Source organism: Sphingomonas insulae (genome assembly GCF_010450875.1).
Taxonomy (GTDB): Bacteria; Pseudomonadota; Alphaproteobacteria; order Sphingomonadales; family Sphingomonadaceae; genus Sphingomonas; species Sphingomonas insulae.
This window is the reverse complement of sequence record NZ_CP048422.1, coordinates 523,110-536,233: the sequence shown is the minus strand read 5'-3', so window position 1 is coordinate 536,233 and position 13,124 is coordinate 523,110. Positions and strand designations below refer to the sequence as shown.

Below are 13,124 nucleotides of genomic sequence, written 5' to 3'. Positions count from 1 at the left end.
GGCGTTCGTCTTCGTCTTTCCCACTCTCTTACCGTTGGGGAAGATGGCCTCGAGAGCTTTGTCATAAGCTACATCGGCGAGCATCGCGACACAGGCGACCCCGCAGTCGCATTCACCCCTCTGCTTGACGGTTTTCATGCAGCCAGCGCCCGGTAAACCGACGCGCGCCCAATCTTGAGGCGCTTGGCGATCTCGGTCGCGCCCAACCCCTCGGCCCGAAGCTGGCGAACATCGTCCTGGCTGATCGTGGCGGGCCGGCCCTTGTAAACATCACCTCGGGCCTTCGCGGCGTCGATGCCCCTGCGCTGCCGCGCCTTGATGAAGTGCTTCTCCATCATGCCAATCATGCCAAAGATGGTCAGCATAACCTCAGCCATCATGTCCGTGCCATCCAGCGTGATGGCCGGATCATAGATACGCAGGATTGCACTACGCTCGATGACGCGCTTGCCGATGGTGAGCAGATCGCCGGTGTCACGAGCGAGACGGTCGGGATGAAGGGCCAGAAGTTCATCGCCGGGTTCGAGCAGCCGGATTGCCGCCTCAAGCTGGGTCCGACCGTCCAGGGAAGATCCATTACCAATGTCGCTGAACACGACCACAGCACCAAGGCCTTCCAGCTTGGCCTTCTGGGTCTGAACGTCCTGGTCGTCCGTGCTCACCCTCGCGTAACCCAGCGTCTTCCCCATACCGACCGCCTTAGCCCTTAGCCGGAACGGTCTTCTCGACCTCCACGCAACGGAACTTCTGCGCCCGGAAGTCTTCTCCGGCCTTGTTGGTCATAAGTTCGCCGACCCGCCTGCACTCGACCTCGGTCGAGATGTTGTCGATGACGAATGCGCCAGTGCCCTGGTTTTGCAGCGTCATCATCAGCAGAACCCAAACCTTTACCGTCAGCATCTATACCCCCATTGTCTCATTTGCTTCTTAGACAGACTCGCTCCAGCCGTCTCTGAAGTCAAACGCCACCCACTCGGGACGCGGACGATGTCTCACTGATTGTGCCAGATAGGGTTACCCAAACGGGGCTCACACGGACACGAGCAGAGGGGACGACTGCTTCATTTGGAAGCGCGAAGCCGGCAGCCTTCAAGTCTCATTGGACTGAACGCCGTCGTTCAGATCGTCCGTCCATCGGCGGATTTGTTCATTTTGACACTCGAGCATCGCGTCGATCCTCGCCCTCGCGTGACGATCACCCTTGATCCACTGGCGCGCGATGTCGGCGGCTGACGCCCGGTAAATGCGCGATTTCGGTAAAGCATCTGTTTGGTCCGGGGTGTCTGTCATGATGTATTTAGCCGCTGGCCAGGTTGGATCGAGGGTTTTCACGTTGCGGCGGGGCCAGATGGATTCAACCATCCTGGTCTTCCTCGTCGTCCTCGTCGTAGAAGCCGACCCGGCTGGTAAGATCGCGAAGGGCCTCCCAGCGGCCTGGTGCTTTCTGGCGATCGCACCTCTCGAAGACTCCGTGGCTCGCGAGATACTCGAGAACCTCCGATCGGACCGCTGCACTCACGTTGCGGTTCTGTCGCCCATAAGCGCTCTCGAACATCCATTCTCCTCGGCGATTGAGCAGATGAACCACGACGTGCTGATCAACGTGTTCAAACTCGGCAAATGCCGCCTTCCCCTCCAGGACTGCCGCGAGATAGCGCTCGGAGCAGTTCCGAAAGCGCAAAGCCGACGCCTTCAACGCGTGGCCGTCTTGAATCGGCGCGTAGAAAGAGCTTGGCGGGACGGGGTGGCTCGGGAATGTCGTCTTCAGCGCCCAGCGCCGCCAGAACGCACTCAACTGCGAGCGGCTTTCGACTTTCACCAGCGCTCCGGTCAATGCGTCGCGATCAACGTTCGCACTGACGAGCAGATCGATGAGGGAGAGCGCAGATGTGACGTAATCGACATCACGCATGATCACCGCGAGCCGCCCATAAGCCAGATCTTCGGGAAGGCGCTTGAGCACGCGCAGCCTCGTGAGATCGATCTTGCCGATCTGCCCCAGTGCAGAAGCCAGCATCTGGTGGGGAGGGTTGGTCAGCAAGTCATGGAGGTAGCGGTAAAACCGGGGCTCGTGCGGCTGCCCCCCGGCTCGCGCCAGGGCTGGGCGCAGCCCCACAGGAACCTTACCAAAGGCTTCGATGAGAATGTGCTGATGGTCCGCTTTGAGTAGCAATTGGGCATGCTCGGTCATAGCCGAGCTTTCCATCACATCTACCTGAGGCATGCGCATGGCAAAATACGCGGCGATGACCTGTCGGCGCTCGTCGCTCGCACGAAAAAAGTAACCCGCGAACCCCATCGAGTGACGATCGAGTTCAACGGCAATATCTAGCGTCCATCCTTGGACTGATACAATTGATTTCATAAAGCGCTCCTATCTTCGTAGGAGCGGCTGGCCTTCTCGTGCGACTGTCTTCATGGACCGTATTATATCCGAGATTTGCGGAAAGCGGAAGAACGCGGTTTACCTGCGGCCTTTGCGCCGCCTCGCGATCTCACGTCGTGCATCGTCTCTCGCCTGCCGCACTTCGACGGGTATGGCTCCGGCGGGAAGTGCCGTGCTCGTGGTCGGCTTGCTACCCCGAGCCATATCCCGGTCAATCCGAAGTTCGACTTCCCGATCCGTCAGGTCGGGGCGCTGGTCCAATAGCTCTATCCGCTTACGTTGCCTTATCTCTCCCACTGAGATTGGAATATTCTCTACCCGGTTACGAGCCTTCATCGCTTGGACGATGTAACTTGAGCAAGTGCATCTGAGACGTGGTGGTTTTTTCATAGACGTATATTAGAGTTTCGGATACTCGTGAGTCTATATCTTCGACGGTTAGGCTAACTACGTGTTACCCACTCGCTCTAAAGAATACTCGTCATTATGATCTCGCGCCATTTTGTCCCGAGCCCGCTTTAACCTCTGCCGCTCGCGAGCTTGCGCCCGCTTTAGATCATTTTTTGCGGCCACTTCTGCCTCGGTCAGTTCACACTTTGGTCGGCCCGCCTTCGAATCGTATTTTTCGTCAATAAACCCAAGGTCCACCGGCAATAGTTCGACATCGATATATCCAGCATTAGAGAACATATCGAAGAGATAGTTGGCCTGGCCACTGTCGTATACGTATACATGCACCTCCCGTGAGGACGATGCGTCTCGGATGGAAGATCGCCCAACGAACTGATAGATTGTTTCATACTCGCGCGTTTCGATCGCCGTGTTGGGATCTATTCCGCACGCTTCTAGAATCTGGCACTCAGCAGGTTCGGGCTTTGCGGTGTAGAGAGCCGTTACCGCATCGACGTGTTGGTAGCGGTTGGAGCCCGCTTGCCGGGGAGCAAGCTTTACGCCGGGCATACGAGGGAGTGATGCTTTGTCGGCTTCATTACACATCCAAATGTGTCCATCGCTACCTCTGGATCGGGCGATCCATTTTGAAATTACCTCGAGGTTTCGCTTTCCCCTGACCGTATTGAACAGCCCCCGAGTCGCACGATGCGCCCGTGCAAAGAAGTGGATTTTCATCAATCGCCGGACAAACGTCCGGGTCGTGGGAAGTTCGTCACGCTGCCAAGCTAACTCCGGGTGCCGTGCTCGAAATACCGCATACGTCAGACTTCGATCGAATGCGTTCGCAAGAAACTTCACGCGTCGGAAGGATCCTAATTTCGCGGGGGACCAAAACGACGCCCAACGCCAACGTGGGTCCTCTGCCAGAGCATCCCACGCACATATATCCGCGAAAACGTCATATTGCGGACTCGCCACCCGGCGATGGAATGTCGCGAGGGCCGTGGCGAGGCTGTCGCGGCGAAAATCGGCGGTGGTCGCCTTGCTGGCTTCTCCAAGAACGACCCCGTTCAAATTGTCACCTGGGATGATCTGGAAATGGTCCCCAAGCCATTGCCATGTGAGCGCACTGGCTACAGATTTACTTTCGAAAACCGAAGGCACCTCATCGATGACGAGGTTCCATTTTTGAAATCCCGACAGATCCGCGTCCATCAGTCCGGCGTGGGTCACAAGAGCGATCACGTGCCCCGCTTCATACGTGCCGCACAGCGCCTCAATCTGCGCCTTTACCGATGGACCTCTCTTCGCCTCCATCATGCTTGCGAGGGATGAAGAGATCTCGACGATCTTTGGGCACGCACTAAGCTGCGCACTGATGTCATTAAGCATGGCAAGGCGCTCGGCCATTCCATTAATAAGTTCGACCGCCAAAATGTATAAACCTGAATGTCGGAGCATGTTATCGCACTCAGCATAGGTCTTACCTGCCCCTGCGGCGCGTGCGTCGTAAAAGAATCTCGTCTGCACACGTGAAATGTGGGGCGTCACGCCGGCGCTACTGTAACTCTGTTCGTATTGTGTCACTATTCAATCTTCTACTGTATAGGATTAAAGCGTGACATCACGATCTAATCCTTTCTGTAGCACTGACGTAGTTGGTGGACGGATCAGAAGTCGATTTGTTTGTCAGAGCGACATCGCCTCAGCGCTCATGGCGCGGTTCGATGGGCGCAGCGGCGCTGTGACAATCGAATTGCGGCTGACGCGTGGGCGGGTGCAAGTCGCCTGAGGGCGGCTTCGCCCTACGATCATCTTATGAGAAATGAACTGCGAACCGCTCTTGCGATCGGTCCACAGGCATCAAGCGAGTTCGACGCCATGGCGTTGCCATCACCTCGACTCGCTTGGCTGCCGCCTACTTCGTTCCCGCCCAAGAAGGACAATAGAACAGGCGCGAAGCGCCGCCGGAAATAGTAGCGCGACGTGACATCCCAACCTTTACGGTGCCGGTCTGCATGATCAAAAGCCAGCAGGGTTAGGCGATCGATGGCCAGTGGTCCGGACGCTCTCGGCGAGGTGCAAACCATGCTCCCGGTACAGTCTTGGTGAACGCATCGATCTCATGTTCCGTTACCCCAAACATCACGACCATGAGCGCAAATGGAGCTTGGTTGCCCTTGCCGCTGAGAGTTCCGAACGACAGTCGCCCTCGCAGGATCCAGATGTCGGCATGGTGGCGAAGGGTCGTGTGATAATAAGGCGCGTCGAGGCGAGCGGGCACGAGCGCAACGACCTTGCGGACGTTTCCACAACGAACTTGGTCCTCGGCCCGCCGAAGCCAACGAAGCAGGCCGGAAAATGGCGGATTTACATATGCGAAGTCGCCGCTCCAATCGTCCGTGAGACCATCACCACCATCAGCAAGCGTGATCTTGCGACCCGCAAGCACGGGGGACTGCGCGTGACCGCATGGGTCGAGATCGGGAATACCAAAAGCGGTGTAGACCCGCTCAAGGAACTCTGGGGGAGTGAATCGAACGTCTCGCTCGGTTAAAGGGTCGAGCGCCCAAAAGGCCCGCGTGGAAGGTTGTCTGGGGCGGGCGTCGGGGGCGAGGGCACGCAGCATCTTCAGGGCGCTGGCAACAGTTCCTTGGCCACCCTCAACAGCCGCGATGGTGGCAGGCGAAAGCCCCGCCCGTTTCCCCAGATCGGGTAGAGACCATTTTCGCCTAATGCGTGCCGCTCGGAGTTGCTGCGGTAGGGAAGCCGCGTGACCGACGCCAGCAAGGTGAAGATCCAACGCGACCATCGTGGCGACAAGGGTGGGCACATTTCCGATGCCAACTTCTAACCGTTTGATCGACTGAACATCGACCTGGATCGTCGCCGCAAGCTGTTCGCGCGTCAGCCCCTTTCGATTGCGAGCTTCCCGCAGATATTGAAGCAACATAAGACCCCGGTAGGGATCAGATTTTGCACGGACAAGGGGGCCGTGCTCAGCGGGGAGGCGCACCCGAGGATGCGGGTGCGCGCCCAACCTCACGTCGCTCGCACTGCAAGACCTCTTGCATCACACTCGGTAACCAGGTGGCGCGCATGATCTACAGGGTCCTCGTCTACGATCGTCGCTCCACGCGTCGCGACCGCAAAGAAATCTCCCTCGATTTGTGATGGGGGCGTGGCCTTGGTGTCAATGTCAGCCGTAACCGACCAAATACCGCCGTCAGCAAGCCGAAAGAAGCCAACACGAAGTTCGTGTTGTTGATTTTCACACTCTGCCAATTTTTCACTGGAGCGATGGGGCGCAGCCGCTACAAAACCCTGCCTGACGTATGCGGCTGCGTCACGAATAGTAAAGCCCTTTATTACAAGCGCCGCAATCGCGATCGTATCATTGTACGAAAAAACCTCCTTGATGCCTCGCCTGCTCCTTCCGCATCCAGAAAATGCGAATAAACCTACGTCGACGCGATTGGTGCAGTGATGTGCAATCGCTGGTTCGAGATAGCTCTTTAAATCTCGAGAGAGTGTGATCATGTCTTCTACTCCGAAAACCCAAAATTGGATTCACGTCTCGTAGATGGCTGATGATCCTAAAGTCGATATTTCTTGAATGCGTAAGTTCTACAGAAGGGTGATTGCGGCGACCCCGACAGACATCCACGCCGATGGTGAAACTGCTTAATCCAGGAAATTGGCGGAAATTGTTGACTGATTTCTGTCGAGCCAGTCCATTGGCTCCATGTAATTCGGCATGAGCGTTCCGAGCAACTGCCAAAAGGCAAGCTTGTGGGAGCGATGCCGAAGGTGCGCCATTTCGTGCACGACGACATATTCCAGCACTTTTTTTGGCGCAAAAATCAGGTGCCAGTCGATGATGATGTTGCCGTCTTTCCCGCAGGAGCCCCAGCCGCCCGCGAGTTCGGTGATGCGAACGGAGCGAGGGCTTAGATTAAAACGTCGACCGTAGGCCGCAGCGATCGCCCGCACGTCGCGTCTGGCGCGCTGCTTAAGCCATAGCTTTAATTCAGTGGCGACGAGCCGATCGGGATCGGCATCCGCCCACGCGGGCAGGTTAACCTGGAAGCCGTTTCGATAAGCGATCTCGATCCTCTCGGCATCGGTGCGCCGGACGGTGAGCGGCATTTTGCGGCCACGATACGGTATCTTCGAACCGGTCATGAACCGGGGCACGGCATGGCGGCTGGCTTCGATGCGTTCCATGTCGCGCATCGTATTGAACAGCCATTCGCGCTTGCGGTTGAGAAAGCGCGCGATGTCGTTGTCGCCGTCGGTGGCGAGAGCCATCACTTCGACGTGTCCGGGTGCGACCGTAATTCGACGCTCCGTGACGCACGCGCTGCGGCGAAGCTCGTAGGCGATCTCGGCCCGGCCAATCTGTATCGTGGGCATCAGGCCCCGCCGCCGTAGGCGTTGACCGCGAACTCCTCGACCTTCTCACGGATGGTCTTGGTCTCGCCGATGGCATGTTCGGTTAGGATGCGGCGGACCTGCTGGCGCAGCGACCGGAGGTAGGCTTCCATGTGCGCGAAGGCGGGCTGGGTCGCGGCGGCATCGGCATAGATCGCGCCGATGGCGATGGCGGCGGCCTGCAAGGTCTCATGCGCGGTGTCAGGGGCGATGGCCTCCATGATGCGTAGGATCGAGAAGGCGTTCTCGTCCATGCCGAGATCGGCGTGCGTGCCCTGCTCGGCCTGAATGTCGCCGGTCAGGCCTTTGAAATTGGCCAAGCCATCGGCGGCAGCGATCTGGCCGGCCTCGAAGCGGCGGATGATTTCCAGCACCCGTTCGGAAAAGCGCCCATACTGCGCGGGGTTCTTGTCCACCAGTTCGCGGGTAACGCGGCGAAGCTCGGCGGACTTGCGCACGAACGCCTCCTGCAACTCGGCTTCGGACTTCTCGTCCGTGTCGAAGTCGTCGGCAAAGTTGGGATCGGTCAGGTTGCGCAGCCGGATCGTGGTGGACAGGCCGGTGACGTGAACATGCGCTTCCAGCATGTCCCTGATCTTGCCGCTATAGCTGCGGTGATCGAGGCTCTCGTCCTTGGCGATGGCCTGCGTGGCGAGGCGCAGGAACGCTGCCGCCCACTTCACCTCGGCGGTGAAGTCCAGGATGGCGGGATCTGGCGACAGGTCGGCATAGACTTTGATGAAGGTCCGAGTGAGGCGCTGGAGATCGAACCATTCGTCCTCGCGGCCCTCGGCGGCGATGGCGGCAGCCGCGTAGGCGGCGGCCTTCTCGTCCATGCCGTCCAGCCCCATCGCGCGCTTCTGCGTGCGGTAGCGGGCGTGGGCTTCCTTGAGGTCGTTTCCCAGCACGGCGATGTCGCGCAGCGCGTTCTCCACGTCGTCGGCACGGTAGGACTTGAGCGCCTCGTCGAGATGGGTGGTGACGCCGATGTAATCGACGATCCGGCCATTGGGCTTCTCGATCTCGCCGCCATCGGGCTTCTTTATCGAGCAGGTGCGGTTGGTCCGGGCGATGGCTTGGAGCAGGTTGTGCTCCTTCAACGGCTTGTCGAGATACATGACGTGCTCGATGGGCGCGTCGAACCCGGTAAGCAGCTTGTCGCACACGATCAGGAAGCTGGGCTGCGCTCCGTATGCCTTGAACCGCTTCTTGACGTCCTTCTCGCCCTCCGCGTCGAGATAGAACGCCTCCAGCCCGTCGCGGAGCGCTTGCACTTCCACGTTCTCGCTGGGCTTGTTGTCCTCCTGGCTCTTGGAAAAGACGCAGGCGATCATCTCGTCGGCCTGCGACCGCGCAGCTTCGGCATCCGTGCCGCCGCGCACCAGATCGGCGGCGATCACCCCGGCAAGCGCGGCGCGGTAGAGGATCACCGCCTCGCGATCCACCACCACAATCTGCGCCTTGAAGCCGTCCGGCTGGCACACCTGCTTGAAGTGCTCCCATATGTCGAGGGCGATCAGGCGGATACGTTCGGGGTGCTTGGCGATGGTCGCCAGCGTCAGCCCCTTGCGTTTCAGTTCCTCGCGCTTGTCGTCGGGCAGATCGACGAACCAGCGGTCGAACAGGATGTCGATCTCGGCCTCGTTGATCGACCAGTCGGCTTTCCGGCCCTCATAGAGGATCGGCACCGTCGCCCCGTCGCGCACCGCGTCGTCGATGCCATACTTGTCGAGATAGCCTTCCCCAGCGATGCTGAACCGGGCGTAGGTGTCCTTGTCGGTCGATTTGATCGGCGTGCCGGTGAAGCCATAGAAGTGGGCATCGGGCAGCGTCGCTTGCAGGAACGCGCCCAAGTCCTTCTCCTGCGTGCGGTGGCATTCATCCACCAGCACGATCCAGTTGGCCGAGTTGGGGATTGCCTCCTTCGATCCGGCGAACTTGAAGATGGTCGAGAGCAGGATTTGCCCGTTGCCGCCCCGGTTCACCGCCTCACGCAACGCCGCCACCGATCCGCACTGCGCCGGATTGGGTAGGCCGCAAGCGACGAAGGTGTTGCTGATCTGGTTGTCGAGGTCGATCCGGTCGGTCAGCACAAGGATGTTCGGGTTGGTGAGGCTCGGCGCGTCGAGCGTGAGATGGGTTTTCAGCTTGAGTGCGAGGAACACCATCGTCAGGCTCTTGCCGCTGCCCTGCGTGTGCCAGATCAGGCCCTTGCGGTGCTCGCCTGCTGCAACGCGCTCAACGGCCTTGTTGACCGCGCGGAACTGCTGGTAGCGGCAGACCTTCTTGATCTTGCGGCCCGTCTCCGGGTCCACCTCGAACACGATGAAATGCGCCAGCAGGTCGAGCAGGCGCGACGGCTCACACAGACACCACAGGTCTTTCGACAGGTCGTCCGGGAAGTCAGCGCGGGTCCGGGGCCAAGCATCCGGCCACGGGGCATAGAACTGCGCCGGACTGCCCGTCGCGCCATAGAGCGTTGCCATGCCATCGGTGACGATGTTGAAGGCGTTCGGCGCGAACAGGCGCGGGATGTCGCGCTCATACTGCTTGATCTGCTCGAAGGCTTCCTCGGCCCGCGCCGTGGCTTTCAGCGGCGACTTGGCCTCGATCACCACCAGCGGGATGCCGTTCACGAACAGCACCACATCCGGGATGCGCGGGCGCTGGGCGGCGACGCGGAACTGGCGGGTGACGTGGAACTGGTTGCGGGCGGGGTTCTTGAAGTCGATCAGTGTGATCGGGCTGTCGCGGTTTTCGCCGGTCAGGCGGCGGGAGTAGCCACCGCGCAGCTTGCGCTGCCAGTCCTCGTTGTCGGACAGGGTGGCGAGGTCGGCGTAGATCGCCTCGGCATCGGCCTCGCCGATGCCGTTGAGGTCGCGCAGCGCCGCGATTAGCACGGGCTTGAGGATCACCCGGTTCTCTTCCACTCGCATCGCCAAGGCGTCGGCTGGCGACAGTTCCTGCCAGCCCATCGCCACCAGCGCATCGAGCGCGGGCTTCTCGGCAAGGCGATACTCGCTCACGCGGGCACCCGCACGCGACCGGACAGAAGGTCGGCAGACAGCGATGCCTTCAAGGATTGGAGACCTGCAACGGCCTGTTCAGAATGATCGAGCGCAAGATCAATGTCCGCCATGGCGGTTGCGATTGCTACCTGCGTTTCCATGTCCGGCACGGGCAACGGCAAGTTGCGAACGTCCCCAACCCGAACATGCCCAACCGTTGAGCCACCGGCCAAGCGAATGAGATGCTCCTGAACTCCGGCGCTCTGGAGCGCGTAGAGCAGATAGCCAGAATGCAGATCGCTTTGACGTGGGCGATACAGCATCATGCGCTGCCCGAGGCAAACCGGCTCATTGTGCGGGACTGCACACACCTCTCCGATGGGAGCTTCGCGGGTAATCAGAACATCGCCGACTTGCGGCTTTCCGCGCTTAGTCCATTCATCGAATGACAGCGTATCGGTGCGAGCAAGGTTCACCCGGACGAAGCGCCCACGACGAACATTCATCGTCCGCACGACGGCTGGACCTTCATCCGTCATTGGCGGCGTCCTATTCTTGCAGTCAATCACGGCGTCGCACACGGTATCCGCAGCGACTACCCGCCAACCAGCAGGCAACCGCCCGAGCACTGTCGTTTCCGCTTCCTCACCTCCCGAGGCAAGAAACAACTCGGCAAGTGCAAGCTCCCGTAATGACCACAGGTGCTTGGCAGTCGCAGCGTTCAATGCGAGTGCCTCATCCACCGACCGCAGCACCTCGGCGATCCGCCGCTGCTCGTCGAGCGGGGGGACAAGCAAGGGGATGGATCGCAAATCCTTGCCATTAATCGCGTCGAAGGTGCTTCCTTGCGACAGGCGCTCGAAGACCGGGGCCAGTCCGCCAAGTGCATAGTAAAGGAAGTCATGGTCACCGTCCTTAGGGCGCAGTCCCGCCAGCCCGCGTCCGATGCAGAGCCGCTCCGGTGCGACGTTAACCTCCCCTACCGGGGCACGCACACTCAACAGAATGTCCCCGCCTTCGACGACCTTGGGGCAGTCAGCCGCAAACTGTCGAGGTTTGGGATAGCGAGCGCCGAACTCTGCATTTCCTTGGATAAACGGAAGGCCGTCTCCGTCGTCGCTTACTGTGGATGATGGGGGAGATTGCCCCATCGTAATGGAGGCAATCTCTCCAACCTTTTTGACGGCCCAAGTGTCAAGCACATCACCCGACATAGCCAAGCCTCTTGAGGTGCCCGTACATTACGGCTTCCGCCTCGTTACGCTTGGCGATCAGGTCTTGCAGTTTGGCAACCTCCGCCGCGACATCGACCGCCTCGGCATCCGCGCTGGTCTGGACATAGCGGCTGATGTTGAGGTTGTGGCCGTTGGCGGCAATCTCCTCCACCGGCACCAAACGGGCCAGCTTGTTGATGTCGGCAAATCCGTGGACGGCATCGGCCAGTGTGGCGATATGGTCGTCGGTCAGAAAGTTCTGCGCCTTGCCAGGCGTGTAGGTGGCATCGCCGTTGACGATCAGCACCTTGCCGCGCCGGTCAGTGGGCTTCTTCTTGTGGCAGATCAGCAGGGCGGCAGGGATGCCCGCTCCGTAGAACAGGTTCGGGGCCAGCCCCACCACCGCCTCGATCACGTCTGCGGCCAGCATGGCCTCCCTGATGCGGCCCTCGGCCCCACCACGGAACAACACGCCGTGCGGCACCACCACCGCCAGCACGCCGCCATCCTTGAGGCTGGCCAGCATGTGCTGGACGAAGGCAAGGTCGCCATAGCCCTTGGGCGGGCAACCATATTCGTCGCGCCCGAACGGATCGCCGTTCTGCCAGATCTCGTAGCCCCACACCTTCTCCGAGAACGGCGGGTTGGCCAGCACCCGGTCATACGCGCCGATCCCTTCCACAAACTCGCGGGCCTTGGGGTCATATCGCTTGGGCGACAGGATCGTGTCGCCCTTGGCGATGAAGGCGTCGTCCACGTCGTGCAAGAACAGGTTGATCTCGGCGATGCCCCACGTGGCGAAGTTCTTCTCCTGCCCGTAGAGCGACAGGCTGCGCGCGTTCTCGCCCCGGTCTTTCAGATACTGGACCGCCTCCAGCAACATGCCCGCCGAACCGCAGGTGGGATCGTAAACCGACATGCCGGGGCGCGGCTCGATGATCTCGATCATCAGCCGGACGATGGAACGCGGAGTGTAGAACTCTCCGCCCTTCTTGCCCGCCCCCTCGGCGAACATCTTAATGAGGTAGAGGTAGGCGTCGCCGAGCATGTCGGCGGGGACATCGACGTTGCGAAGCCGATGCTTCTCGAAATGGGCGAGTAGCTTCTCCAAAAGGGCATCGGAGAAGCGATCCTGATTGGCGAAGTCAACCGATCCGAACACGCCGCGCAGCCGTAGGTTGGCATCTTCGACAGCGGCCAGCGCGTTGTTAAGCCGCTGACCGATCAGCGTGGACTGCTGGCGCACCGCTTCCCAGCGATGCTCGGGCGGTATGTGGAAACGGTGCTCGTCCGGGTCCGCCGCCTCGTCACGATCGCCCGTCTCCGCAAGCAGCGCGTCATATTCCTCCGCCCATACGTCGCAGAGCCGTTTGTAGAATAGGAGACCGAAGATGTATTGTTTGTAATCGCCGGCATCCACCGTCCCACGGAGGATGTCCGCCGCACCCCAGAGATGCCGTTCTAACTCGGTCTGTGTCAGCTTTTTCATTCCAACTCCCATGGTGCGCCGCCCGTAGGCGAGGGTGGGAGATGATAGAAGCCAATCTGTGTGTCGTGATGGCCGATTAGCGCGGTTCACCTCTTCTACCATCCCCATCACAGCCCCGTTTGGGTAACCCTATCTGGCACAATCAGTGAGACATCGTCCGCGTCCCGAGTGGGTGGCGTTTGACTTCAGAGACGGCTGGA

Annotated in this window: 11 protein-coding genes; all 11 read right to left on the bottom strand. The window is 60.0% G+C overall.

The genetic code is table 11. The features are described 5' to 3' along the window. Positions 1 to 134: 134 nt before the first annotated feature. Positions 135 to 689, bottom strand: a complete 555-nt coding sequence (locus tag GTH33_RS04095) for a recombinase family protein (protein WP_163957201.1) — start codon at positions 687 to 689, stop codon at positions 135 to 137. A gap of 10 nt (positions 690 to 699) precedes the next feature. Beyond that, the gene (locus GTH33_RS04090) at positions 700 to 900 is read right to left on the bottom strand and encodes a hypothetical protein (protein ID WP_163957202.1); all 201 of its coding nucleotides are present in this window, start codon (positions 898 to 900) and stop codon (positions 700 to 702) included. Between the two features lie 189 nt (positions 901 to 1,089). After that, positions 1,090 to 1,362, bottom strand: a complete 273-nt coding sequence (locus tag GTH33_RS04085; protein WP_163957210.1) for a hypothetical protein — start codon at positions 1,360 to 1,362, stop codon at positions 1,090 to 1,092. Continuing rightward, a complete protein-coding gene (locus tag GTH33_RS04080; RefSeq protein WP_163957209.1) occupies positions 1,355 to 2,365 on the bottom strand; it encodes a hypothetical protein in 1,011 nt (336 codons plus the stop codon). The genes GTH33_RS04085 and GTH33_RS04080 overlap by 8 nt, the downstream gene beginning before the upstream one ends. A gap of 468 nt (positions 2,366 to 2,833) precedes the next feature. Then, positions 2,834 to 4,309 carry a hypothetical protein gene (locus tag GTH33_RS04075; RefSeq protein WP_163957208.1) on the bottom strand — a complete coding sequence of 492 codons (1,476 nt, stop codon included), beginning with the start codon at positions 4,307 to 4,309 and terminating at the stop codon, positions 2,834 to 2,836. Between the two features lie 508 nt (positions 4,310 to 4,817). Further along, entirely contained in the window at positions 4,818 to 5,732 is a 915-nt protein-coding gene (locus GTH33_RS04070; protein WP_163957207.1) for a DNA N-6-adenine-methyltransferase, read from the bottom strand. A gap of 89 nt (positions 5,733 to 5,821) precedes the next feature. Then, positions 5,822 to 6,319, bottom strand: coding sequence for a hypothetical protein (locus GTH33_RS04065; RefSeq protein WP_163957206.1), 498 nt, complete (start codon positions 6,317 to 6,319; stop codon positions 5,822 to 5,824). Positions 6,320 to 6,463: 144 nt separating this feature from the next. Then, positions 6,464 to 7,195 (bottom strand): M48 family metallopeptidase, encoded by a 732-nt coding sequence (locus GTH33_RS04060; protein WP_163957205.1) that lies wholly within the window; start codon positions 7,193 to 7,195, stop codon positions 6,464 to 6,466. Then, positions 7,195 to 10,239, bottom strand: coding sequence for a type I restriction endonuclease subunit R (locus tag GTH33_RS04055; protein ID WP_163957204.1), 3,045 nt, complete (start codon positions 10,237 to 10,239; stop codon positions 7,195 to 7,197). The genes GTH33_RS04060 and GTH33_RS04055 overlap by 1 nt, the downstream gene beginning before the upstream one ends. Beyond that, complete coding sequence (locus GTH33_RS04050; protein ID WP_163957203.1) at positions 10,236 to 11,435, bottom strand: restriction endonuclease subunit S; 1,200 nt, start codon at positions 11,433 to 11,435, stop codon at positions 10,236 to 10,238. The genes GTH33_RS04055 and GTH33_RS04050 overlap by 4 nt, the downstream gene beginning before the upstream one ends. Next, positions 11,425 to 13,032 carry a type I restriction-modification system subunit M gene (locus GTH33_RS04045; protein ID WP_212592679.1) on the bottom strand — a complete coding sequence of 536 codons (1,608 nt, stop codon included), beginning with the start codon at positions 13,030 to 13,032 and terminating at the stop codon, positions 11,425 to 11,427. The genes GTH33_RS04050 and GTH33_RS04045 overlap by 11 nt, the downstream gene beginning before the upstream one ends. Positions 13,033 to 13,124 lie beyond the last annotated feature (92 nt).

Bases quoted from the DNA above. Each gene is read 5' to 3' on its own strand.
- GTH33_RS04095 (WP_163957201.1), bottom strand. From the start codon at position 689: ATGGGGAAGACGCTGGGTTACGCGAGGGTGAGCACGGACGACCAGGAC.
- GTH33_RS04090 (WP_163957202.1), bottom strand. From the start codon at position 900: ATGCTGACGGTAAAGGTTTGGGTTCTGCTGATGATGACGCTGCAAAAC.
- GTH33_RS04085 (WP_163957210.1), bottom strand. From the start codon at position 1,362: ATGGTTGAATCCATCTGGCCCCGCCGCAACGTGAAAACCCTCGATCCA.
- GTH33_RS04080 (WP_163957209.1), bottom strand. From the start codon at position 2,365: ATGAAATCAATTGTATCAGTCCAAGGATGGACGCTAGATATTGCCGTT.
- GTH33_RS04070 (WP_163957207.1), bottom strand. From the start codon at position 5,732: ATGTTGCTTCAATATCTGCGGGAAGCTCGCAATCGAAAGGGGCTGACG.
- GTH33_RS04065 (WP_163957206.1), bottom strand. From the start codon at position 6,319: ATGATCACACTCTCTCGAGATTTAAAGAGCTATCTCGAACCAGCGATT.
- GTH33_RS04060 (WP_163957205.1), bottom strand. From the start codon at position 7,195: ATGCCCACGATACAGATTGGCCGGGCCGAGATCGCCTACGAGCTTCGC.
- GTH33_RS04050 (WP_163957203.1), bottom strand. From the start codon at position 11,435: ATGTCGGGTGATGTGCTTGACACTTGGGCCGTCAAAAAGGTTGGAGAG.
- GTH33_RS04045 (WP_212592679.1), bottom strand. From the start codon at position 13,032: ATGGGGATGGTAGAAGAGGTGAACCGCGCTAATCGGCCATCACGACAC.